The following is a 21,943-nucleotide window of genomic DNA, read 5'->3' as shown; positions in this document are numbered from 1 at the left end:
TAGTTGCAGCCCCGGATCCGGGGCCTTGAAGGGGAGAGAGATAGGCCAGAGATCAGGCCCGGGGCTGCGGGGAAGTTTCCTGTTTGCCGTGGGCATAGTTGGACGGACCAGTCCGGCGGAAGTCTTCCCGAAAATGGGTGGGCTCGGGGCCGTTTTCACCGGCCACGGCGTCGGCCAGATAGGCGCCAACGATCTTATTGGCCTGACGCGCGGCATCCAGCAGACGAACCTGCGCATGCGCTTCATCGGTGATCAACTCGGCCTCGGACAGATCGCGCGACCAGCGATCATCCTCGGTTTGATAAATCACATCACCTTCCAACAAGTCGTTGGCGGTGACGACTTTGGGGGTAAAAGCGCGAGCCATCAGGCAAACTCCTTATGAAATACCGCGACAATCTGCAGATCGAGTGCAGCGCGGGCAAAGCCCGGCTTGCGTGTGCGTTTGATTGAGTGTTTGACCTGCATTGGATCATCTCGTGGCTGAATTGACTTGATTGCCAATATAGGAAATATTCCCGGTAAATCGCCATATGCGCCGTCAAATAAGAACGTCCGTTCTGATTGTGGTGGCGGGTGGAACCCATGTCCTGAATTGAAAGGAAAATTGGAATGTCGGTGCGGATAGACAACACAGATCGGAAAATTCTAGCCGAGCTGCAACGCGATGCGAGCCAGTCGCTTGACGAAATCGCGGCCCGAGTAGGCAGTTCGAAGACCCCGGTTTGGAATCGTATTCGCAAGCTTAGAGGGGCGGGTGTTATTGGTCAGCAAACCGTATTGCTGGACGCCGAAGCGCTGGGGTTCGAAGCCACATTTTTTGTATTGATCCGCACGTCCGAGCATGAAGCGGAATGGCAGCAGAAGTTCCTGAAAGCGCTGCGCGATAGACCTGAAGTTCAGGAGGCTCATCGTCTGGCAGGCGACATTGATTACATCCTGAAAGTCCGGGTCAGGAATGCGCGCGCTTATGATGCGTTTTATCAGGCGCTGATATCTGAGGTGCGGGTGCACAACGTTACAGCTCTGTTGTCTATGGAGGAGATCAAATCGACCACGATGCTGCCTCTAAAGTCTGCTGGATAGAGTGAAGCGTTTATTGGGGGTGCTACCCCCGTCGCCCAAGGGCGACTCCCCCCGGATATTTTTAGCCAGATGAAGAGTGGATCAGTCTTTGAGTGACGCGTAGGTATCTTACGCGCGGTGGGCTCTTAGGTTTGAATCATCAGTTTTGATAGCCCGTGGAAATGATAGGTGTCTGCGTATTGTGGCTCATCAGATAGTTCCAGATTTGGATACCGCTGGAATAGGATTGGAAGCGCAATCCGCATCTCAAGCCGTGCCAAGGGGGCCCCTACGCAGAAATGCAGCCCTCCGCCGAAGCTGGTATTGGCGCTGATGTTGCGCGTCGGATCGAACGCGTTGGGTCGGTCCCAGACAACAGGGTCGCGATTGGCAGCCCCCAAGAGAAGTGCAACCTCGCCGCCACGCGAGAAGCGGTGTCCAAAGATCTCAACATCTTCGTAGGCGTAGCGCCGAAACATATGGAGCGGCGGATCGAACCGAAGTATTTCCTCGACCAGCCCGTCGATGGTGTCAGGTGACAAGGCAAGTTGCTGGGTGTTTGTTGCAAGTATCGTTTTCACGCCGTTGCCGATGGCATGAACCGTCGCTTCATGACCGGCGTTGAGCAAGAGAATGCACGTTGTGATCAGTTCGTCGCGCGAGAGTTTCTCGCCATCTTCCTCTGCGACGATCAATCGGGTGATCAGATCGTCACGAGGGTCCTTGCGCCGCAATTCAATATAGTTTTCGAGATAAGTGGTGAATTCTTGTGTTGCCCGTACGGCCTCGTCTTCGGTTTTACGCGAGCGGTTGGCTTGGTACATCGCAACCATAGCGTGCGACCAATGCAGCAACTGCGGCGCCATGTTCTCGGGGACGCCTAGCAGGCGACAGATCGTAATAACCGGAACCTGCGTGCAGTAGGCTTGCAGCAGGTCAAAGGGACCTTCGGGGAATTTACCGATCAAATCTTTGCACAGCTGTTCGATCGATGATTCCAGAGCGGTGATTGCGCGCGAAGTGAACGCCCGTAGGACCAATGACCGTAGTCTGGTGTGTCGAGGTGGTTCGAGTTCCAGCATGGAATGAGACTCGACCTTGAGCCACGGCGCAAGATGGCTTGCGCCCGGTTTCGCGAGCTCTGCGGGAACTTCGCGCCCGAAGCGCCGATCTTTGAGGAATGATTGCACCGCTTTGTGAGAAACGGCTGCAACGATGCCGTAGTCCTCCCAATAGAACAGATCGCCAGACTGACGCGCCCGGTCATAAAACGGGTAGGGGTTTTGCACGAATGCGGGATCGGTCGGTGATTGGGCCAGTGTCTTCATGCGCTGCAGACTTGCCATGGGCGCCGCTGAATGCAAGACCCTAGATATGCAACGTTTTTGGATTATCGCAGGTTTCTGTTGTGCGGTTGCCCTGCTGTCGGCGGCAGTCTGGACATACGGGTATCGTCAGGCCTTGTCACAGCTAAGCGAAAAAGCCGAAGCCGACCTCGAATTGGCTGCAGACCGTTTGAGCACCCAGATGCAGGTCTATCAGGAAGTGGCTGCTTTGATGGCGGATCATCCTGCTTTGCTGGCGCTTGACGGTCCGGATCAACAGCTGGCGGCCCGAAATGTGCTGCTGGAGGTTGCAGACAAAACGGCCGCAGTGAACGTGATGTATCTGGACACGGAAGGTCAGATTCTGGCGGCGGCCCAACCCGTGGCGCGGCGCGATATGTCTGCGCACCCCGCGTTTGAGCGGGCTATGCAAGGCGCACTAGGAAGCGCGCATGGCGTGGATGAGGCGAGCGGTGATCGCATCTATTCATATGCGGCACCCGCGTTTCTTGATACAGGGCAGATTCTGGGAGCGCTGATGGTATTGGCCGATGTGCAGGATGTTGAACAGACTTGGCGTGGCAGCACCGATGCTGTGTTTTTTGTTGATGCCGACGGCGTCGTGTTTATCTCGAACCGCTCGGATTTGTTGCTCTGGAACCGCGTTGAGGGTCAACAAGGCCTGACTTCACCCCAAGGAGAGAATGTTGATTTTGCTTCGACCAAAGTAGCGGGTCATGAGGTTTGGACACTTAATTGGGGTCGCTATCTCCCACGACGTGCTTTGCACCTGACACTAGAACTGCCCGTTATTGCGATGACTGCGGAAATGCTGGTGGATGTGGCCCCTGCGCGCCGATTGGCGGGTTTGCAGGCAGCGGCAGTTGCGGCCATCTGTTTTGCATTCGGTGCGCTACTGTTCTTGGCCTCTGAACGTCGGCGCACGCTCGCTGAAGCCAACATGGTGCTGGAAAGCCGGGTGGCTCAGCGGACCAGGGCATTGACGGCTGCCAATTCGGCGCTGCGTCGTGAAGTCGTCGAGCGCGAAGAAGCGGAGGCGGCGCTTAAACAGGCGCAGGCTGACCTGGTGCAGGCTGGCAAGCTGAGCGCGTTGGGCAAGATGTCGGCAGGTATCAGCCACGAGTTAAATCAGCCTCTAATGGCGATTCAACAATTCGCTGATAACGGGTCTGCCTTTCTAGAGCGCGGAAAGGACGAGAAAGCGGGTGAAAACTTGGGTCGCATCTCGGATATGGCCGCCCGAATGGCGCGGATCATCAAGAACCTGCGCGCCTTTGCGAGAAATGAAAGCGAACCGATGGGACGCGTAGATCTGGTTCAGGTGCTAAACGCGGCCACCGAACTAGCCGAAGTTCGGCTGCGTGATGATAACGTTGAACTGGAATGGCTGCCGCCGAAGGATGCCGTTTACGCCTGGGGTGGCGAGGTGCGTCTGGTACAGGTGTTCGTCAACCTTATTAACAATGCGGCGGATGCGATGGCCGATCGGACGATGCGCAAGATTTCGGTTTCGCTTATAGCGGGCAAACCCATCCGTGTTTCGGTCCGTGACACGGGCCCGGGCATCGAAGACCCTGATCGGATGTTCGAGCCTTTCTATACCACAAAAACAGTGGGCTCATCTGAGGGCATGGGATTGGGATTGTCCATTTCCTATGGGTTGGTTCAGAGCTTTGGGGGCGACATTCGCGGTTCAAATACCGAGGACGGTGCTGAGTTCACGGTTGAGTTGGAGCCTTACGCAGAGGATGAGGCTGCATGATCCGCAAAGTGCTTTTGGTTGACGATGACGCCGCCGTACGTGAGGCATTGGCCCAGACACTTGAATTAGCGGACTATGAACCGGTTTCAGCCGGGTCCTTTGTTGCTGCCAAGGATCACATTCATCGCGAGTTTGATGGGGTGATCATATCGGATATCCGAATGCCCGGGCGCGACGGGTTTCATCTGCTGTCCTTTGCGCGTGAAGTGGATCCGGAGCTACCTGTGGTTTTGCTGACCGGCGAAGGGGATATTCCGATGGCTGTTCAGGCCATGGGGCAGGGAGCATTTGATTTTCTTGAAAAGCCTTGCGCTGCTGCTGACCTGCTCGATGTGCTCGAACGTGCCTTTGCCGCGCGCGCGGAAGTTCTGCATGAGCGTGAGCAGCGGCGCGAGCTTGAACGTGGAGATCCCGCGGCGCGCATGCTGTTTGGCTTGTCCGGTCAGGCCGAGGCCTTGCGCGAACGCGTACGCAGCGTGGCGCCCACGCATGCCGAAGTACTGGTGACCGGTCCGGCGGGCAGTGGGATCTCGAAGGTGGCAGAGGTGGTCCACCTGATGTCGCCGGTTGGGCAGGGGCCATTTGTCAAACGCCCGGCCTCAGGTCTGAACCCGGATGATCTGCTGCGTGTCTGCGCAGACGCTGCGGGAGGGTCGCTGTTTCTAAATGAGGTCTCGGCGATGACAGATGCAACGCAGTTTGCAGCGCTGGAGATGATCGAGCAGGGGGCAGATGTCAGGATCATTGCGGGGGCAACAGCCGATTTGTCCGACCTTTGCGCGCAGGGAAGGTTCAATGCAGACCTGTTCTATCGGTTGGATGTTATGCGCGTGCGTATCCCAGCGCTATCAGAGCGCCCCGAAGATATCCCCATTATCTTTCGTCGTTACGTTGCGCAGGCGGCAGAACAAGCCGGAATTGCCGAACCTGAAGTAACACCCGAGCATCTGGCCTCGTTGATGGCGCAGGATTGGCCGGGCAATGCGCGTTCTCTGATGTCGGCGGCCATGCGGTTTGTGCTGGGAATGCCGGACGAGGTGGCTCAGGCCAACGATCTGGGGTTGAGCGAGCAATTGGCGCGGGTCGAAAGGTCTTTGCTGATCGCGGCTCTTGGGCGCCACAATGGTAAGGCTGCAGATGCGGCCAAGGCGCTGAAGCTGCCGCGCAAGACTTTCTATGACAAGCTGGCCCGTTATCACATCCGACCAGAAGACTATCGCCGCTAGCGAAATTCTCCCGCCAGCTTTTTTCAGTATTTATCATACTGGCAGAGCCGTTGGGCCCGGCAGCCCGCAGGGCGGGCTGCGGTTGCGCGCTGTTACTTATGTGCGATTCGGAAGGTGTGATTCGAAATTTGTGCGGAAACCCGCACAGGGCGCACTTTGCCTGTGCGGAAATTCGCACATGGTCGATTTTTTGATATGCTAGATTAGCGTCGGATGCGCTTTAACCAAATGATTTAATAAATAAAAAATCTAATTTGTCCGCTGATGAACAATTTGTTGAGAGTGAAGTGTTGATTCGGTTCACTCCGCACCAGACGGCGCTGATTGGGCGCTTGATGAAAGTTTTAGGGAAGTCTGGGAGGAGAAGACTGATGAAATTCCTGACAACGGCAGCAACTGCGATTGCTTTATCCGTAACCGCGACAGCAGGTTTGGCGGCCTGCGAAGTTGGCGAGATCGTCGTCAAGTTTGCGCATGTGACCAACACAGACAAGCACCCCAAAGGCATCGCCGCATCGCTGCTTGAGCAGCGCGTCAATGACGAGATGAACGGCGTGATGTGCATGGAGGTCTATCCGAACTCGACCCTCTATAACGATGACAAGGTACTTGAGGCGATGTTGCAAGGAGACGTGCAACTGGCCGCACCGTCTTTGTCGAAGTTCGAAAAGTTCACCAAGCAATTCCGCCTGTTTGACCTGCCATTCATGTTCAAGAACATCGATGCCGTGGATGCGTTCCAAGCCTCTGCTGATGGTCAGGCGATGAAGGACAGCATGCAGCGCCGCGGACTGCAGGGGCTGGCCTTTTGGCACAATGGCATGAAGCAGATGTCGGCAAACAAGCCGTTGGAAGATCCGTCGGATGCAGAAGGCCTGAAGTTCCGCGTACAATCCTCGGACGTTCTGGTTGCGCAAATGGAAGCGATCGGTGGTAGCCCGCAGAAGATGGCGTTCTCGGAAGTGTACGGCGCGCTGCAGCAGGGCGTTGTGGACGGGCAGGAAAACACCTGGTCGAACATCTACGGCAAGAAATTCTTTGAGGTTCAGGACGGTATCACCGAAACAAACCATGGCATCATCGACTATCTGGTTGTGACCTCGGTGGACTGGCTGGACAGCCTTGATCCCGAAGTGCGTGATCAGTTCCTGACCATTCTTACCGAAGTGACCGAGACTCGGAACAAAGAGGCCTTCGCGGTGAATGAAGAAGCCAAAGCATCGATCACCAACGCAGGTGGCATCATTCGCGAACTGAACCCAGAACAGCGCCAAGCCTGGGTTGATGCGATGAAGCCGGTCTGGGACAAGTTTGCCGGTGACGTCGGTCAGGACAAAATCGACGCCGCACAGGCGATCAACGCCGGGTTCTGATCCCGGTTTAGGCCGCGCATCCGGGGACTGGGGAGTTATGGATGCGCAGGCTGGGCGGGCCGCTATGGCCCGCCACACTCCCTCAACTCTCATCAAAAAAATTGCGGGGACAGAGAGATGTCTGGTGCGAAATCCGGCCAAGGCGGGCTGGTCGACCATATCGAAGAAACCTTGATTGCATGCTTACTGGGGCTGATGACGGTCGTCACTTTTGCTAATGTGATCGCGCGGTTTGTGTTTAATTCCAATATTCTATGGGCGCTAGAACTGACAGTGTTCACCTTTGGATGGCTGGTACTTCTGGGCGCATCTTATGCGGTGAAAAAACACGCGCATCTGGGCGTGGATGCGATCCTGAATATGCTGGCCCCGGCGCCGCGCCGGATTCTGGCGTTGATTGCAGTGGCCTGTTGTCTGGTGTTTTCGCTGCTCTTGCTCAAAGGGTCATACGACTATTGGGCAGTGTTCGCCGATCTGCCTCCAACCTCGGGTCGCTGGTTCCCCACCGGTTTCGACATGAGCGCGCGCAGCCAGAGCTTCTACGAAGTTGATGACATACCCATGGTCGCGCCGCTGCGCTTTCTCGAAGACATGATCAACTACGGCGAATATTACGAGAAGCTGCCTAAGGTGGTTCCCTATCTCGTATTGCCGCTGTCGATGCTGCTGCTGGTGATCCGGTTCGCGCAGGTCGCCGTTCAGATATGGCGCGGTGAAACTGACCGCCTGGTCGCCAGCCATGAAGTCGAGGACGAGATCGAAGAAGTTCGTGCTCAGCAAGGAGGGCATGACTGATGGACGTCGTACTCCTTTTCTCGATGGTCGTTGGCCTTTTGCTGATCGGTGTGCCGATTGCGGTGGCTTTGGGCCTCAGTTCGACCCTGTTTCTACTGATTTATTCGGACAGTTCGCTTGCTTCGGTTGCAGGGACATTGTTCGAGGCGTTCGAAGGGCACTTTACCCTGTTGGCTATCCCATTCTTCATCCTTGCATCGTCTTTCATGACAACAGGTGGAGTTGCACGGCGGATTATCCGGTTCTCGGTTGCCTGCGTGGGGCATTTGCCCGGCGGGTTGGCGATTGCGGGCGTGTTCGCCTGCATGTTGTTCGCGGCACTGTCAGGCTCATCCCCGGCAACTGTGGTTGCCATCGGGTCGATTGTTATCGCCGGGATGCGTCAGGTCGGCTATTCCAAGGAATTCGCCGCCGGTGTCATCTGTAACGCGGGTACGCTGGGCATTCTAATCCCGCCGTCAATCGTGATGGTGGTCTATGCCGCCGCCGTCGAAGTCTCGGTCGGGCGGATGTTCCTAGCGGGCGTCATACCGGGCCTGATGGCGGGTCTGATGTTGATGATCACCATATACGTCATGGCCAAGGTCAAGAACCTGCCCAAAGGTGACTGGAAAGGCTGGGGTGAGGTCTTTACATCTGCCCGCGAGGCCGGTTGGGGCTTGTTCCTGATCGTCATCATTCTGGGCGGTATCTACGGAGGCATCTTTACCCCGACCGAGGCCGCAGCTGTGGCGGCAGTCTATGCATTCTTCATCGCAAGCTTTGTCTACAAGGACATGGGGCCGCTCAGTACCAAAGGCGATGCGCAGAATATCTCGCTGCTGAAAAAACCTTATGCTTTGATCACGGCGTTTATTCACCCCGATACCAAGCACACGCTGTTCGAGGCTGGCAAGCTGACCGTGACGCTGTTGTTCGTGATCGCCAACGCTTTGATCCTCAAGCATGTGTTGACCGACGAACAGGTGCCTCAGCACATTGCAGAAGCGATGTTGTCTGCGGGGCTGGGGCCAGTGACGTTCCTGATCGTGGTCAACGTGATCCTGTTGATCGGCGGTCAGTTCATGGAGCCCTCGGGTCTACTCGTGATTGTGGCACCACTGGTCTTTCCGATTGCCATCGAGCTTGGGATCGATCCGATCCATCTGGGCATCATCATGGTGGTGAATATGGAGATCGGGATGATTACGCCTCCGGTCGGGTTGAACCTGTTCGTGACTTCGGGCGTAGCGGGGATGCCGATGATGGGCGTTGTCAGAGCGGCACTTCCATTCCTGGCCGTTCTGTTCGTGTTCCTGATCATGGTCACGTACATCCCGTGGATATCCACCTTCCTGCCTAACACGTTCATGGGCCCCGAGATAATTACGAATTAGACCAAAACATCCGAGCAGTTAGCTGGCCGGGCGGCGCAATCCGCCCGGTTCTTTACACCTTGTAAGCGGGGCTTAAGAGTATATCTAAAGCTCAGAGGACGACCTCACCATCATGGTTGATCATTCGGGACGACCCGAATTCACAGAGTGAGGTGTTCTTATGCCCTGGATTTTACTCTTATTCGCTGGCCTGCTTGAAATCGTATGGGCCGTGGCGATGAAACAAACCGCCGGTTTCACGCGGCTGTGGCCGACGGCGATCATGGGTGTTTCGATGATCGGATCGTTTGGCCTATTGGCGCTGGCGATGCGTGATCTGCCACTTGGCACCGCTTACACCATTTGGACCGGGATCGGTGCAGTCGGAGCCTTTACCGTCGGAATCTTGTTCCTCGGCGAAGCCTTGACGCCGATGCGCATTTTGGCGGCGGTACTGATTGTGAGCGGCTTGGTTGTCATGAAACTGGCCTAAGCGTTGACGCATCAATCGGTGTCGGGCAGCTTGGGTTCGAAACTTAAAGGATACAACCTATGCTGACCGATACCGACACACGCCTGCTGCGCATTGCTTATGACGAGGCAAAGGCAGGGTTTGACGAAGGCGGCTGCCCCATCGGTTCGGTTCTGGCGCGCGGAGGCGAGGTTGTATCCCAAGGCCGCAATCAGCGGGTTCAAGGCGGTGATCCGATTGCACATGGTGAGATGGACGCGCTGCGCAAAGCGGGTCGGCAGAAAACCTACCGTGATACGGTGCTTTATACGTCGCTTTCGCCTTGCATGATGTGCTCGGGCACCATCATTCAGTTCGGCATTCCGCGCGTTGTCATTGGGGACACACTGAATTTCGGCGGCAATGAGGACTTCTTGCGCGAACGCGGAGTCGAAGTTGTGATTGCCGACGATCCGGACTGCATCGCGTTGATGAAGCGGTTCATTGAAGAAAAGCCCGAGTTATGGGCTGAGGATATTGCTGAATAGAATCAGGCGCCCTCAAGCGCGTTGATAATGCCCGAGAAATCTTTGGCCTTCAGGCTGGCACCGCCAACCAGCGCGCCATCGACATTGGATACAGCGAATATCTCGGACGCGTTGCCGGGCTTGACCGACCCACCATAAAGCAGCCGAACCGAGCGGCCAACGCCTTCACCAAAGCGCCTTTCAAGCCGGGCGCGAATGAAATCATGAACCTCGCCGATCTCTTCGAGAGTGGGGACTTTGCCGGTTCCGATGGCCCAGATGGGTTCATAGGCGACAATCAGATTCTCTCCGGTCGACTGGTCAGGGATCGAGCCTGACATCTGCCCGCCGATGATATCCAACGTGTTTGACGCCTCGCGCTGTTCCAAGCTTTCCCCGACACAGATGATTGCCTTCAGGCCCGCTTCCATCGCAGCGCGGGCTTTGGCGCGAATGTCTTCGTTCTGCTCGCCATGATCCTCGCGTCGTTCGGAGTGGCCAAGGATCACCGTGTCCGCACCGGCATCCAGCAGCATTTCGGCGCTGATATCTCCGGTATGAGCACCCGAGGAGGCAGCATGGCAATCCTGCCCACCAACCGTGATGCCTGATCCTTTGACCGCGTTCGCCGCACGATCAAGTAGCGTTGTGGGCGGGCAGATGAGGATATCGACCGAAGGCGCAGGATACGACGCGCTCAGCGTCTCAAGCTCGCTCAACGCAGCGCTGGTTCCGTTCATTTTCCAGTTGCCTGCCGCCAGTTTGCGCCGCATCTCCGTCCCTCCGAGAACTCAAGTGTTATGCTCTTCGGATATCATCGAAGACAGGGGCTGACAATTCCGGCAGCGAGGTCAATATATTGTGGTCTAACCTTAGTTCTGAGCCGAAATCGTTTCGTCGAACTTGATCGATTCCCCGCAACCGCAGGCATCAACCACATTCGGGTTTCTGAACTTGAAGCCAGCCTCAAGCAGCGAGACCTCATAATCGATCTCGGTCCCGAACAGGAACATCTGAGCCATCGGTGCGATCATTACGCGTGCGCCGTCCTGCTCGACCACCTCATCATGCGGATCTGACTCATCCACATAATCCATGGTATATTCCATACCTGCACAGCCGCCTTTCTTGACGCCAATGCGCAATCCGGCGTGGCCACCGGATTTCATAAGCCGAACAATTTGTTCGGCGGCTTTAGGTGTCATAGTCACGGCTTGTTTGCCGGGAATGCCAAACATGGGCGGGCTCCGTATTCGCGCGTTAGACTTAATCTAAGGCCGGTCTGCGTCAGGCTCAAGAGAGCGAGATGACAAATACCGCAGCTGTGATGGGTTGCCTGCAACGGCAGGAGGGCATTAGCGTGCCCGTATTGTCGGATTATTTGGGTAGATTACTACTAGAGGCGAAGAGAGATGGAACAAAAAGCAAAAAATATGCCTGGCCTTGGCGTATCGATCAGTCTGGTTTGTATTGCACTGGCAACCCCGGTGTTCGCAGCGGATGACAAACGCCATCCGGTCAATTGCGCTACCGCGCCGGGTGATTTACGCGCGATTGCGGCTGAGAAGAAACATGCTGAGGATCAGCAGGTGGAAAGCGTGGTCTCAATCCTACCTGCTGGGGCCTTGTTGGGATTGGTGACCGGGACCGAGCAAAAGCACCTCAAGATGTTATCAGGCGACTACATCAATGAACTGGATGCCCGTGCGGCTGAAATAAAATCGACATGTAACATCAAATGATTGCATCATAAAATTGGACCGCCCTCGGGCAAGGGCGGTCCAGAATGGGCCATAAAATGGGGGAAGGCTTTGGTCAGAGGCCCATGCAATTCGCGTAGTAGGTGACGGTTGCAGGCCAGTCCGAGAAGACGCCTTCGACCTTTACTTCCTGCGCCAGAACATCCAGCAGCTGATAGTACATGCTGTCATCCGTGGTCAGATTCTCAACCGACTGGAAATACCAGCCTCCACCGGTTTGCAGCGGCCCCGAACGCTCCAACGTCCACGTGATCAGTTTCAATCCTGCGTCCTTGGCCTGTGTGGCCCAAACAGAAGGCACGATCTTGCCGTCTTGTTCGGTCACCAGCATCCACATCGGCGGCGCGATATAGTTCACACCTTTGGCATGCAGCTCCTTGAAATCATGTGGGAAAGTCGATGGATCGTTGTGGTCGAACCCATCGATATAGTAGGAATTGTCAAGGAACACGGCTTGTTTGCCGAATTCCGGTTCGTTTTCGATCCAATAAAGAACATCGTCCAGATTGAAGCTTTGGGCCCAAACGTCCGACGCCAGAACACCCGCGGCTTTGTATTCGTCGATCAGCTTTTGTGCATAGTCCTGCTGGCTGAAACCGTTGAATGGCATCTCGACAGACGGGGATTTCAGTTCAGGTGTGAACTTAGCCCCCAGATCGCGGAACAGAGCAATTGATTCCGCATGGGTCATGGTGTGCGCTGCGTCGGCAAACAGATTGGTACGCCAACCCGCGACGCCCCCCTGATAGGCCTCGGGCGTGGTCGCAGTTTTGTCAGCGCTGTCCATCTTGGGCGTCAGCGTGCGAAACTGCTCTAGCGTCAACTCAGATGTGCGGCATTCGGCCTGCGCTTCGATCTCACCATCGGCAGCGGTGAAGGGTACGACGCAGGTGTCGGCCAGATCGCTGACAAGGATGTTGGTTGTGGTGTGCAGGTCATTCTGTGCGTGCCGGCAAACCAGTTCGTGATCCTTGGTAAAGGTCACGTCGCATTCCAAAATGCCCGCCCCCATGCGCGCAGCGGCTACATTCGATTCAACCGTATGTTCCGGGAACAACAGCGGAGCACCTCGGTGGCCAATCGAAAAATCCGAGGGTTCGGGTGTTTGCGCCGCGCAGGCCTGCAGTGTTGTCTTCAGCTCGCCATCCGGCAACTTATCGATCAAATAAGCTGGGCGTGGACCATAGCTGATCTGTGGCGTGATGCCATTGGCGGCGGCCAGTGTGGGCAACAATAGGGTGGCACAAAGTGTTGTGAGGCGCATTCTTGATCTCCGGGTCATCAGATGCGGGCGTTGTGGCCCAACATTGTGACAACCCGAAAACGGTTAAGTAACACGCAGCACACTGTTTTGTAACAGGTCTGAATTTTCTGTGGGTAAGTTTTGGGTTACATGAATCCCAGTTCAAGCCGGGCTTCGTCTGACATCATTTCCATGCCCCAGGGGGGCTCCCATGTCAGTTCAACGTCCACCTCTTTGACACCCGCAACAGGTTCGATGGCTTCGACGATCCAACCGGGCATTTCACCGGCAACCGGGCAGCCTGGCGCGGTCAGGGTCATGATGATCTTGACTGCATTCTCGCTGGTGATGTCGATGGTATAGATCAGACCCAGATCATAGATGTTAACCGGAATCTCGGGATCAAAAACCGTCCGACACGCTTCCACCACGGGTTCGTACAAAGGGTGTTCGATGGTAGAAGGTGCAATGAGCGGGCTGCCTTCGAACTGTTCGCTGGGGTGGGTCATTGATGCCTCGGGTCTGTTACCTGAGAGATTATATAGGGAAACCACTGTGCAGCGTCCAGAGGTCCAATGGCGCCCGTTATGGGCGCCGGAACAGATCACTCATTTATATCGTGGTTGAAGGTTTTGACTTGCCCATGCGGTAAAGCGAACATGCGGCGCAGAACCAGCCAAGCAGCCAACGACAAAACCGCAAAGATCAGCAGCAGAACGGGCAGGGAGGGTGCCATGCCGGGAACCAACAATAGAAACCCTGTAATGGCGGCACCGATGGCGAAACCCAGGAAGATAAACCCTGGCAATGCGACTTCGAGGATGGCCAGCGCAAGCGCCCCGGCCAGCCAGACCCACCATGTCAGCCAGAAAGGATCAGCCATCATTTGCCTCCTTTCAGCATGTTAAATGCATTACCAAAGGCTTCAAGTGCATTTGCAGGCACGACGATGGTCTGCGAGCCGGTGCCATTGCCCAAAGCGTTAAGCGATTCCACCTGTTTCAGCGCAACTTGATATTGCGCCGCCTCTAGCCCGTTGTCTTGAATGGCCTTTGCAACAACCTGCGTTGCATAAGCTTCGGCTTCTGCCGAGATACGACGGGCTTTGGCGGTTTGTTCTGCCGCATAAAGCTCGGCATCGGCTTGCAGTTCGACGGCGCGTTTCTGGCCTTCTGCCTCGGTGACCTGAGCGCGACGCGCACGTTCGGCGTTCAATTGCTGCAGCATGGCGTCACGCGTGGCCTGATCCAGATTCACGTCCAAAATCTCGGCACGCGTGACTTCGATGCCCCAATCGTCAACGGCAGTTTCGACACTTTCCTGAATACGTTCAATCAGTTGCGCGCGGTTCGATTGGACCTCATCCAGGTCCATCTTACCAATCTCGGCACGGACAATACCAGCAACTGTTGTAGCAATCGCTCCGTCCACGTCGCGAATACGATAAACCGTCTTTTCAGGCTCAAGAATGCGGTAGAAAACCGAAGTATCGATCTGCACCAATACGTTGTCTTTGGTGATCGCGTCCTGAGTTGCATTTGGCAACTGACGCTCAAGGATGGATATCTTGTGGCGTGCAACATCAAGAAAAGGAACGATAAAATTGATTCCGGGCCCAAGGACCGAGCGCAATCGGCCAAACCTTTCAACCACAAACTTTTCGGATTGAGGTACAATCTTGACGCCTTTGAAGATGACGAGCGCAATCAGCGCCGCCGCCAGGAGATAGATAACGTTTGATGTAAGTAGTCCGATAATCTGGTCTTCTGTCATATCTGTCCTCATTTATTGTGTACTATAGTATACATTTGGGGATTGAGTCGCCCGTTTTCAACTCTGGTATGGATTGAGCAGGCCTGAATGCAAATCTCTGAAACTGATTATTTGATACGGAAATCGCATGCTGTGGCTGCTTTGCATCCTGTTGGCGTTTGCGGTATCGGGCAGAGATGAAACTGATAATTGATACAGATCCCGGCATCGATGATGCAATGGCGATCGCTTATGCAGCCGCCGCACCCGAAATTGAGCTAATGGGCCTGACGACCGTGTTCGGCAACACCCACGTGCATCAATCCAGCCGCAATGCACGCTATCTGGTTGATAAATTGGGTTTGGGTATCCCAGTTGCTGAAGGGGCACCCTTTGCGCGCGGCGAAGACGGTCATGCCCCGTCAGAGCATGTACATGGGCCAGAAGGGTTTGGAGATATCACGGAAATTCCTCAGATCGGAGCAAACCACGAGTTGGCCGCGGCAGAGTTTCTGGTTGAGATGGCGCGGACCCATCGCGGTGAGTTGGTCGTTTGTGCCGTCGGGCCACTGACCAACATTGCGGATGCGATCAGACTGGACCCAGAGTTTGCCGACAATCTGGCCAAGCTGGTGATCATGGGGGGCGCAGTTTATTGCCGGGGAAACATCACGGAACATGCCGAGGCCAACATCTATCATGATGTCAAAGCTGCGGACGAAGTATTTGCTGCACCTTTGCCAACTGTGCTTGTTGGTTTGGATGTGACTCTTAAAACGCTGTATGAGACCGCGGATTTTGAAGGGCTGGCCCAGAATTCCCCTGATATGGGAGGGTTTCTGCGTGATATCTCGCGGTTCTATCTGAAGTTCTACAAAGAGGTTGGCGGGCTGGAAGGCTGTGGTCTGCACGATTCAACAGCCGTCATCGCCTGCACCCATGATCCGATGTTCGAGATCGTAGAAACCGGCCTGCGGGTGATCTCTGGCGGTGCCGAACATGGTGCGACGCGCATTGATGCCACGCGACCCCCGGTACGGGTATGCAAGGACGTCGACGGGGCAGGGGTTGTACGCCTGTTTACCGAACGCGTTGCATCGCTGCCCTGACGGGTTGCATTGCACAGACAGATCGGGCAAAGCCTGCCCGGTTCCGCGACCCGAGGCCCTTTGATGACTGATCGTTTCTCTTTTGACCTGAAAGCAACTGACGGCAAGGCCCGTACCGGTGTGATCAATACGCCCAGAGGAGAGGTGCGGACGCCTGCGTTTATGCCCGTGGGTACGGCTGCGACCGTGAAGGCGATGATGCCAGAAAGCGTGCGTGCGACCGGGGCTGATATTCTATTGGGGAACACCTACCATCTGATGCTGCGTCCAACGGCTGAACGGATCGATCGTTTGGGTGGGTTGCACAAGTTCATGAATTGGGATCGTCCGATCCTGACCGACTCGGGTGGCTTTCAGGTGATGTCGCTGGCCGGTTTGCGCAAGCTCACCGAGAAGGGCGTGACCTTCAAATCGCACGTTGACGGCTCAAAACATGAACTGACGCCAGAACGCTCGATGGAAATCCAGCGCTTGTTGGGGTCCGACATCGTCATGTGCTTTGACGAGTGCCCCGCGCTGCCAGCGGATCGGGATCGGATTGCCGAGTCAATGCGCCTGTCGATGCGGTGGGCCGAACGGTCCCGCGAGGCGTTTGGGGATCGCCCGGGTCATGCGCTGTTTGGCATCATGCAGGGCGGGCTGGAGCAGGATCTGCGAGAGGAGAGCGCAGAGGCGCTGAAACAGATCGGGTTTGAGGGCTATGCCGTTGGTGGCCTCGCGGTTGGCGAAGGACAGGGGGCCATGTTTGATTGCCTCGACTATGCCCCCGGTTTTCTGCCCGAGGATAGACCGCGATACCTGATGGGCGTGGGCAAACCCGACGATATCGTCGGGGCGGTCGCGCGGGGCATCGACATGATGGATTGCGTGTTGCCTTCGCGCTCGGGCCGTACGGGGCAGGTGTTTACACGCCATGGCGTCGTCAACATCAAGAATGCTCGCCACGCCGACGATCCGCGCCCCCTGGACGAACAGTGCAGCTGCCCCGCCTGCTCGAATTACTCCCGCGCCTATCTGCACCACGTCTTCCGCTCGAACGAGATGATCTCGGGTATGCTGCTGACTTGGCACAACCTGCATTACTTTCAAGAGATTATGCAGGGGATGAGAGAGGCAATTTCCGCAAGCACATTTGCCGAATGGCAAGCGCAGTTCCATGCGCAGCGGGCGCAGGGCGATATCGAGCCGCTTTAAGTTGTTGCCCTTTCGGTGACAAATGGCACGTTTTCCGCTATATTGTTTGCATTAGATCTACGAATTTCATTTTGTTTTTTGCAGGAGGATTCCATGCCTCGAGTTCTTATTCCCATCGTATTTACATTATTCGCATCGGTATCAAACGCAGACGTCTGGACCTTTGAAACACCATCCGAAAACATCCAGTGCGTCGTTGGGCAGGAGCCCGGTGCCTCGGACCTGTCATGTACCATTATCGAGCGCAACGGCGCACCTGCCTTACCGCGCCCCGCAGATTGCCAATCGGATTGGGGCCATGACTTTTTCATGACCAATCAGGGCGCGGTCAGGATGCTGTGCCAGCCGCTCAAGCGAAATCGTGACGGGTTTGATCGCGCCGATTATGGGGTCACGGGCCGGTTTGGTGGATTCGTCTGTCATTCGTCAAAGAAGGGGTTGGAGTGCAAAAATGAGGTCGGCCACGGCTTCTTTTTGTCTCGGGCTGTGCAAAAAGTCTTTTAACCAACTCATGCCCTTATTCTTGGCACGTATCGTTAAAAACGGTGGATATGTCTGCGGGACGCCTTGAAGTCCCCAAATCAACGGGTCATGCTGCATCACGACAAAAGGCGATGAGGTTGAAATGGGGGAACAGGTGCCCCACCTTTATCGTCCAAGACAGGAGATGGCCGAAGGTTGCCTGAACGAGGGACCGGTGCCGTCTTGCCAATGATAAGGATAGAGCATGCAAGAGCCTCTGAATTCCTCATACCCCGTCCTGCCGCTGCGCGATATTGTGGTGTTCCCTCATATGATCGTGCCGCTGTTCGTGGGCCGAGACAAATCGGTCCGCGCGCTGGAAGAGGTGATGCAGGATGACAAGCAAATTCTGTTGTCCAGCCAGGTTGATCCCGGCGAAGATGATCCCGAAATTGACGGTATCTATCGTTCGGGCGTACTGGCCAACGTGTTGCAACTGCTGAAACTGCCCGACGGCACTGTCAAGGTGCTGGTCGAAGGGCAGGCGCGCGTTCAGATCACCGAATTCCTTGAAAACGATCAGTTTTTCGAAGCCCGCGCCGAGTATCTGACCGAGATCCCGGGCGATGTCACCACGACCGAAGCTCTGCTGCGTACCGTTGCGGACGAATTCGAGCGTTATGCCAAAGTGCGCAAGAACATCCCCGAAGAGGCGCTGGCTGCGGTCGGTGAAACAACCGAGCCCGCCAAGCTGGCTGACTTGGTGTCGGGTCATCTGGGCATCGAGGTCGAACAAAAGCAGGAACTGCTGGAAACCCTCAGCGTCAGCGAGCGGCTTGAGAAGGTCTATGGCCTGATGCAGGGCGAAATGTCGGTTCTGCAGGTCGAGAAAAAGATCAAGACCCGCGTCAAATCTCAGATGGAGAAGACGCAGCGCGAGTACTATCTGAATGAGCAAATGAAGGCCATTCAGAAGGAACTGGGTGATGGCGAAGACGGCAGCAACGAAGTTGCTGAGCTGGAAGAAAAGATCGCCGAGACCAAACTGTCGAAAGAAGCGCGCGAGAAGGCTGAGGGCGAGCTGAAAAAGCTCAAGAACATGTCGCCCATGTCGGCCGAGGCCACTGTCGTGCGCAACTATCTTGACTGGATTCTGTCCCTGCCATGGGGCACCAAATCCCGGGTCAAAAAGGATCTGGGCCGGGCGCAGGATATTCTGGACGCCGATCACTATGGGCTTGAGAAGGTCAAGGAACGGATCGTCGAGTATCTTGCGGTGCAGCAACGTTCAAAAAAGCTGAAAGGCCCGATCCTGTGCCTTGTTGGCCCTCCGGGCGTGGGTAAAACCTCGCTTGGTAAATCGGTTGCCAAGGCTACGGGTCGCGAGTTCATTCGCATCTCGCTGGGTGGTGTGCGCGATGAATCTGAAATTCGCGGCCACCGTCGGACCTATATCGGTTCGATGCCTGGTAAAATCATCCAGGCGTTGAAAAAAGCGAAAACCACGAACCCGCTGATCTTGTTGGATGAAATCGACAAGATGGGGCAGGATTTCCGTGGCGATCCGGCTTCGGCGATGCTGGAAGTGCTGGACCCGGAACAGAACAACACGTTCATGGACCACTACTTGGAGGTCGAATATGACCTGTCCAACGTGATGTTCCTGACCACGTCAAATAGCTACAACATGCCTGGACCTCTGCTGGACCGGATGGAGATCATTCCGCTGGCCGGTTACACCGAAGACGAAAAGAGCGAGATCGCCAAGCAACACCTGATCAGCAAGCAGATCAAGAACCATGGCCTCAAAGCCAAGGAGTTCGAGCTGACCGATGAGGCATTGCAAGCGATCATCCGCACTTACACCCGCGAAGCGGGCGTCCGGAACCTTGAGCGCGAGATTGCAAAGGTGGCGCGGAAATCACTGACCAAGATTATCAAGAAAGAGGCCGAGACCGTAACGGTAACGCCTGAAAATCTGGATGATTTCCTTGGTGTGCCCAAGTTCCGCTATGGGCTGGCCGAACAGGACGATCAGGTTGGTGTGGTCACAGGCTTGGCCTGGACATCGGTTGGTGGTGATTTGCTGCATATCGAAGCACTGAAACTACCCGGCAAGGGGCGGATGAAGACCACCGGTAAGCTGGGCGATGTGATGAAAGAATCCATCGACGCGGCCTCGTCTTATGTGCGTTCGATTTCGCCCCAGATCGGGGTGAAGCCGCCGCATTTCGACAAGATCGACATCCACGTTCACGTACCTGATGGCGCGACACCCAAGGATGGTCCATCAGCAGGCTTGGCAATGGTGACGTCGATCGTATCGGTTTTGACCGGCATTCCGGTGCGCAAGGATATCGCCATGACGGGCGAGGTTTCGCTGCGCGGCAATGCCATGCCGATCGGTGGGCTTAAGGAAAAGCTGTTGGCTGCCCTTCGTGGTGGGATCAAAACCGTTCTGATCCCGGAAGAAAACGAGAAGGATCTGGCCGATATTCCGGATAACGTGAAGGAAGGGCTGGAGATCATCCCGGTCAAGCATGTCTCGGAAGTCCTTGAGCAGGCGCTTATCCGCACGCCCGAGTCTATTGAATGGGACGAAGCTGCGGAAGAAGCTGCTGCTGCAGCGGCCAAAGCCGCGGAAGGTGCCGGGCCGTCTGCCACGGCTCACTAAAGCCATTCAGATAATTCAGAAAGGCGGGGTTATTCCCCGCCTTTTTCGATTCAGAGACCAATGACAGGTTTCGCTGGATCCAGCACTTCCTCGTTTGCGATATAGGCCTGAAACTTCTTGTCAGACAGCGACGAGCGCACGGCGAGCACGAAGATCACTACCGAAAACGCGACGCAAATTAGGATATCCCAGCCGAACGGAATTTGTTTCTGTGCGCCGTCACCAAACTGACCCATGAAGGAAATCAGTCCCAAGCCACAGAAATAAGGCATCAGCCAAAGCGCCTCGGTGGCGTCCATCTCGTCCAGTCGATTGTGGAAACGGATTAGCAGCAGTGCCATGCCAACCAGTAGTGCAATACCCAGCCTCCAAACCGTGTCCCAACCGCTCCAATAGACGATCAGCGTTGAAATGGCGAAGGCTGTCACCGCGACGAGCTTGACGGCAGGGATTCGGATTGATCGTGGTTGATCTGGCAGCAGGTCCCGCAGGCATACTACGGCGATTGGTCCTACTGCGAACGAAAGCACAATCGCTGCTCCGTTCAAGGCGATGACAGTGGTGAATGGTACGGTCAGCAGAAAGAGCGTTCCAATCAGAAAGTTCAGCGCTAGCGCCCATAAAGGGACACCGAAGGTCGAAAGCCTCTGCAGGCGTTTTGGCAGGAAACCGTTCTGAGACAGCGCCATTGCAATGCGCGCATTTGAACCTGTCGAAACCAAACCGTTTCCAAATGGGCCGATAATCGATCCGATGTTCAGCAGGCTGAGAAACCACAGCAGACCGACCGACATGATGACGCCGTCCAGTGGTCCTTGACCGCCAAAGTTTAGGCTCGCCCAGCCCTTGCTGATCATTGCAGGGTCGAGTGCTCCGATAAAGGCGATCTGTAGTCCCAGATAGATCAGGGCACACAGCACAATCGACAGAACCAGGGCGGCTGGGATGGCAAACTTTGGATTGCGAACTTCCCCAGCCATATCAACGACATGCCGGAACCCTATGAAAGAGAAAATCACGCCTCCGGTAGAAACCGCCGCCATGATCCCTTTGAGGCCGTAAGGTGCGAAGCCATCAGGCGTTGAGAAGTTCTGTGCATCAAATCGAGTCGCGATCAATAGGACGGACAGGACGATTGGGATCCCTATCTTGGCCCACGTCAGGGTCGCATTCACCTGTGCAAAGAATTTAACACCCAACGCATTTACAGCGACGAACAACAACATGAAGAGCAAGGCTACTGACACTCCAGCCCCGGTCAATTCGCCTGTATCTGCTGCGTGTAGCCAAGATGCATAGGGGGCGAGGTATTTGAGCATAGCCTCTACCTCGATCGGTGCGGTGGTGTTGTAGCCGATCCAAGCCGTCCACCCCATTGCCATCGACACGATATTGCCATGAGAAAATTGCGGAACCCGCGCGATCCCGCCGGGGATCGGCAGCATGGCCGAGATTTCGGCAAACGTGATCGCCAGAATGAACATCGCAACGGCACCGATGATCCAGGACAAGATGGCAGCTGGACCTGCGTGTTGAACAGCGAGAAGCGGACCGAACAGCCAGCCAGATCCGATAATGCCACCAACTGAAATGAAGGTCAGACCAACCAGGCCAATTTCCCGCTTCAGATTTGCCATTTGTAAATTCACCCAGGAAATGCGCCAGATCGATGATCAATGACCGTAAGATAAGCGGGTGACCGGAAATGTGGCAAGTCTTTAAGAATATGCTGAAATCTTGGGCTCAATACGTTTATGATCGAATATTTGGGTCGGATTGGAGCCATCAACCGCAGTCCATAGAGGTGGAAATGAATTGGAACTTCGGGCAATCTATGAGCCTGCGCTAA

At 55.5% G+C, this 21,943-nt stretch carries 22 protein-coding genes; 13 read left to right on the top strand and 9 right to left on the bottom strand.

What is annotated here, in order from left to right; translation table 11 throughout:
• Positions 1–52 precede the first annotated feature (52 nt).
• Positions 53–367, bottom strand: a complete 315-nt coding sequence (locus ACR0NN_RS02400) for a DUF2849 domain-containing protein (protein WP_170684122.1) — start codon at positions 365–367, stop codon at positions 53–55.
• Positions 368–612: 245 nt separating this feature from the next.
• On the opposite strand from ACR0NN_RS02400, the gene ACR0NN_RS02395 reads away from it, so the two are divergent.
• A complete protein-coding gene (locus ACR0NN_RS02395) occupies positions 613–1,086 on the top strand; it encodes an Lrp/AsnC family transcriptional regulator (RefSeq protein ID WP_170719301.1) in 474 nt (157 codons plus the stop codon).
• A gap of 125 nt (positions 1,087–1,211) precedes the next feature.
• On the opposite strand, the gene ACR0NN_RS02390 is transcribed toward ACR0NN_RS02395, so the two are convergent.
• Positions 1,212–2,393 (bottom strand): cytochrome P450, encoded by a 1,182-nt coding sequence (locus ACR0NN_RS02390; RefSeq protein ID WP_170719299.1) that lies wholly within the window; start codon positions 2,391–2,393, stop codon positions 1,212–1,214.
• 46 nt (positions 2,394–2,439) lie between these two features.
• On the opposite strand from ACR0NN_RS02390, the gene ACR0NN_RS02385 reads away from it, so the two are divergent.
• From ACR0NN_RS02385 to ACR0NN_RS02355, 7 genes are all read left to right on the top strand, one after another.
• Positions 2,440–4,173, top strand: coding sequence for an ATP-binding protein (locus ACR0NN_RS02385; protein WP_170719297.1), 1,734 nt, complete (start codon positions 2,440–2,442; stop codon positions 4,171–4,173).
• The gene (locus tag ACR0NN_RS02380; RefSeq protein WP_170719295.1) at positions 4,170–5,399 is read left to right on the top strand and encodes a sigma-54-dependent transcriptional regulator; all 1,230 of its coding nucleotides are present in this window, start codon (positions 4,170–4,172) and stop codon (positions 5,397–5,399) included. Before ACR0NN_RS02385 ends, ACR0NN_RS02380 begins: the two co-directional genes overlap by 4 nt.
• Positions 5,400–5,770: 371 nt before the next feature.
• A complete protein-coding gene (locus ACR0NN_RS02375; protein ID WP_480683818.1) occupies positions 5,771–6,772 on the top strand; it encodes a DctP family TRAP transporter solute-binding subunit in 1,002 nt (333 codons plus the stop codon).
• A gap of 117 nt (positions 6,773–6,889) precedes the next feature.
• A complete protein-coding gene (locus ACR0NN_RS02370) occupies positions 6,890–7,567 on the top strand; it encodes a TRAP transporter small permease (RefSeq protein WP_170719293.1) in 678 nt (225 codons plus the stop codon).
• Entirely contained in the window at positions 7,567–8,943 is a 1,377-nt protein-coding gene (locus ACR0NN_RS02365; RefSeq protein ID WP_170719290.1) for a TRAP transporter large permease, read from the top strand. Before ACR0NN_RS02370 ends, ACR0NN_RS02365 begins: the two co-directional genes overlap by 1 nt.
• A 160-nt stretch (positions 8,944–9,103) precedes the next feature.
• A complete protein-coding gene (locus ACR0NN_RS02360; RefSeq protein WP_170684108.1) occupies positions 9,104–9,415 on the top strand; it encodes a DMT family transporter in 312 nt (103 codons plus the stop codon).
• 59 nt (positions 9,416–9,474) lie between these two features.
• Entirely contained in the window at positions 9,475–9,921 is a 447-nt protein-coding gene (locus ACR0NN_RS02355; protein WP_170684106.1) for a nucleoside deaminase, read from the top strand.
• 2 nt (positions 9,922–9,923) lie between these two features.
• On the opposite strand, the gene tpiA is transcribed toward ACR0NN_RS02355, so the two are convergent.
• Positions 9,924–10,673 carry a triose-phosphate isomerase gene (gene tpiA, locus ACR0NN_RS02350; protein WP_170719288.1) on the bottom strand — a complete coding sequence of 250 codons (750 nt, stop codon included), beginning with the start codon at positions 10,671–10,673 and terminating at the stop codon, positions 9,924–9,926.
• Between the two features lie 99 nt (positions 10,674–10,772).
• On the bottom strand, positions 10,773–11,138 hold the full coding sequence (locus tag ACR0NN_RS02345) for an iron-sulfur cluster assembly accessory protein (protein WP_170719285.1): 366 nt from the start codon (positions 11,136–11,138) through the stop codon (positions 10,773–10,775).
• A 174-nt stretch (positions 11,139–11,312) separates the two neighbouring features.
• Here ACR0NN_RS02345 and ACR0NN_RS02340 point away from each other — a divergent pair, with 174 nt between their 5' ends.
• Positions 11,313–11,642, top strand: coding sequence for a hypothetical protein (locus ACR0NN_RS02340; RefSeq protein WP_170719283.1), 330 nt, complete (start codon positions 11,313–11,315; stop codon positions 11,640–11,642).
• Between the two features lie 73 nt (positions 11,643–11,715).
• On the opposite strand, the gene ACR0NN_RS02335 is transcribed toward ACR0NN_RS02340, so the two are convergent.
• From ACR0NN_RS02335 to ACR0NN_RS02320, 4 genes are all read right to left on the bottom strand, one after another.
• Positions 11,716–12,924: a glycerophosphodiester phosphodiesterase family protein gene (locus tag ACR0NN_RS02335; RefSeq protein ID WP_170719282.1), complete on the bottom strand. Its 1,209-nt coding sequence runs from the start codon at positions 12,922–12,924 to the stop codon at positions 11,716–11,718.
• 125 nt (positions 12,925–13,049) lie between these two features.
• Positions 13,050–13,412, bottom strand: coding sequence for an SUF system Fe-S cluster assembly protein (locus ACR0NN_RS02330; protein WP_170719280.1), 363 nt, complete (start codon positions 13,410–13,412; stop codon positions 13,050–13,052).
• 95 nt (positions 13,413–13,507) lie between these two features.
• A complete protein-coding gene (locus tag ACR0NN_RS02325) occupies positions 13,508–13,786 on the bottom strand; it encodes an NfeD family protein (RefSeq protein WP_170719277.1) in 279 nt (92 codons plus the stop codon).
• Positions 13,786–14,676: an SPFH domain-containing protein gene (locus ACR0NN_RS02320; RefSeq protein WP_170684093.1), complete on the bottom strand. Its 891-nt coding sequence runs from the start codon at positions 14,674–14,676 to the stop codon at positions 13,786–13,788. Before ACR0NN_RS02320 ends, ACR0NN_RS02325 begins: the two co-directional genes overlap by 1 nt.
• Before the next feature lie 176 nt (positions 14,677–14,852).
• Here ACR0NN_RS02320 and ACR0NN_RS02315 point away from each other — a divergent pair, with 176 nt between their 5' ends.
• From ACR0NN_RS02315 to lon, 4 genes are all read left to right on the top strand, one after another.
• A complete protein-coding gene (locus tag ACR0NN_RS02315; RefSeq protein WP_170719275.1) occupies positions 14,853–15,764 on the top strand; it encodes a nucleoside hydrolase in 912 nt (303 codons plus the stop codon).
• Positions 15,765–15,827: 63 nt separating this feature from the next.
• Positions 15,828–16,958: a tRNA guanosine(34) transglycosylase Tgt gene (gene tgt / locus ACR0NN_RS02310; protein WP_170719273.1), complete on the top strand. Its 1,131-nt coding sequence runs from the start codon at positions 15,828–15,830 to the stop codon at positions 16,956–16,958.
• A gap of 93 nt (positions 16,959–17,051) precedes the next feature.
• Positions 17,052–17,462 carry a DUF6636 domain-containing protein gene (locus ACR0NN_RS02305; protein ID WP_170719271.1) on the top strand — a complete coding sequence of 137 codons (411 nt, stop codon included), beginning with the start codon at positions 17,052–17,054 and terminating at the stop codon, positions 17,460–17,462.
• A 223-nt stretch (positions 17,463–17,685) separates the two neighbouring features.
• Positions 17,686–20,094: an endopeptidase La gene (gene lon, locus ACR0NN_RS02300; protein WP_170719269.1), complete on the top strand. Its 2,409-nt coding sequence runs from the start codon at positions 17,686–17,688 to the stop codon at positions 20,092–20,094.
• A gap of 50 nt (positions 20,095–20,144) precedes the next feature.
• Here lon and ACR0NN_RS02295 read toward each other — a convergent pair whose 3' ends face one another.
• Positions 20,145–21,731, bottom strand: coding sequence for an APC family permease (locus tag ACR0NN_RS02295; protein ID WP_170719267.1), 1,587 nt, complete (start codon positions 21,729–21,731; stop codon positions 20,145–20,147).
• Between the last annotated feature and the right edge of the window lie 212 nt (positions 21,732–21,943).

Source organism: Ruegeria sp. BA2 (assembly GCF_056539605.1).
Note: the sequence above shows the minus strand (reverse complement) of the source record. Positions and strands in the feature narration are given on the sequence as shown.

Bases quoted from the DNA above. Each gene is read 5' to 3' on its own strand.
- ACR0NN_RS02365 (WP_170719290.1), top strand. From the start codon at position 7,567: ATGGACGTCGTACTCCTTTTCTCGATGGTCGTTGGCCTTTTGCTGATC.
- ACR0NN_RS02315 (WP_170719275.1), top strand. From the start codon at position 14,853: ATGAAACTGATAATTGATACAGATCCCGGCATCGATGATGCAATGGCG.
- ACR0NN_RS02305 (WP_170719271.1), top strand. From the start codon at position 17,052: ATGCCTCGAGTTCTTATTCCCATCGTATTTACATTATTCGCATCGGTA.
- tpiA (WP_170719288.1), bottom strand. From the start codon at position 10,673: ATGCGGCGCAAACTGGCGGCAGGCAACTGGAAAATGAACGGAACCAGC.
- ACR0NN_RS02400 (WP_170684122.1), bottom strand. From the start codon at position 367: ATGGCTCGCGCTTTTACCCCCAAAGTCGTCACCGCCAACGACTTGTTG.
- ACR0NN_RS02360 (WP_170684108.1), top strand. From the start codon at position 9,104: ATGCCCTGGATTTTACTCTTATTCGCTGGCCTGCTTGAAATCGTATGG.
- ACR0NN_RS02355 (WP_170684106.1), top strand. From the start codon at position 9,475: ATGCTGACCGATACCGACACACGCCTGCTGCGCATTGCTTATGACGAG.
- ACR0NN_RS02375 (WP_480683818.1), top strand. From the start codon at position 5,771: ATGAAATTCCTGACAACGGCAGCAACTGCGATTGCTTTATCCGTAACC.
- ACR0NN_RS02345 (WP_170719285.1), bottom strand. From the start codon at position 11,138: ATGTTTGGCATTCCCGGCAAACAAGCCGTGACTATGACACCTAAAGCC.
- lon (WP_170719269.1), top strand. From the start codon at position 17,686: ATGCAAGAGCCTCTGAATTCCTCATACCCCGTCCTGCCGCTGCGCGAT.
- ACR0NN_RS02385 (WP_170719297.1), top strand. From the start codon at position 2,440: ATGCAACGTTTTTGGATTATCGCAGGTTTCTGTTGTGCGGTTGCCCTG.
- ACR0NN_RS02340 (WP_170719283.1), top strand. From the start codon at position 11,313: ATGGAACAAAAAGCAAAAAATATGCCTGGCCTTGGCGTATCGATCAGT.
- ACR0NN_RS02395 (WP_170719301.1), top strand. From the start codon at position 613: ATGTCGGTGCGGATAGACAACACAGATCGGAAAATTCTAGCCGAGCTG.
- ACR0NN_RS02390 (WP_170719299.1), bottom strand. From the start codon at position 2,393: ATGAAGACACTGGCCCAATCACCGACCGATCCCGCATTCGTGCAAAAC.
- ACR0NN_RS02320 (WP_170684093.1), bottom strand. From the start codon at position 14,676: ATGACAGAAGACCAGATTATCGGACTACTTACATCAAACGTTATCTAT.
- ACR0NN_RS02330 (WP_170719280.1), bottom strand. From the start codon at position 13,412: ATGACCCACCCCAGCGAACAGTTCGAAGGCAGCCCGCTCATTGCACCT.
- ACR0NN_RS02325 (WP_170719277.1), bottom strand. From the start codon at position 13,786: ATGGCTGATCCTTTCTGGCTGACATGGTGGGTCTGGCTGGCCGGGGCG.
- ACR0NN_RS02295 (WP_170719267.1), bottom strand. From the start codon at position 21,731: ATGGCAAATCTGAAGCGGGAAATTGGCCTGGTTGGTCTGACCTTCATT.
- ACR0NN_RS02380 (WP_170719295.1), top strand. From the start codon at position 4,170: ATGATCCGCAAAGTGCTTTTGGTTGACGATGACGCCGCCGTACGTGAG.
- ACR0NN_RS02335 (WP_170719282.1), bottom strand. From the start codon at position 12,924: ATGCGCCTCACAACACTTTGTGCCACCCTATTGTTGCCCACACTGGCC.
- tgt (WP_170719273.1), top strand. From the start codon at position 15,828: ATGACTGATCGTTTCTCTTTTGACCTGAAAGCAACTGACGGCAAGGCC.
- ACR0NN_RS02370 (WP_170719293.1), top strand. From the start codon at position 6,890: ATGTCTGGTGCGAAATCCGGCCAAGGCGGGCTGGTCGACCATATCGAA.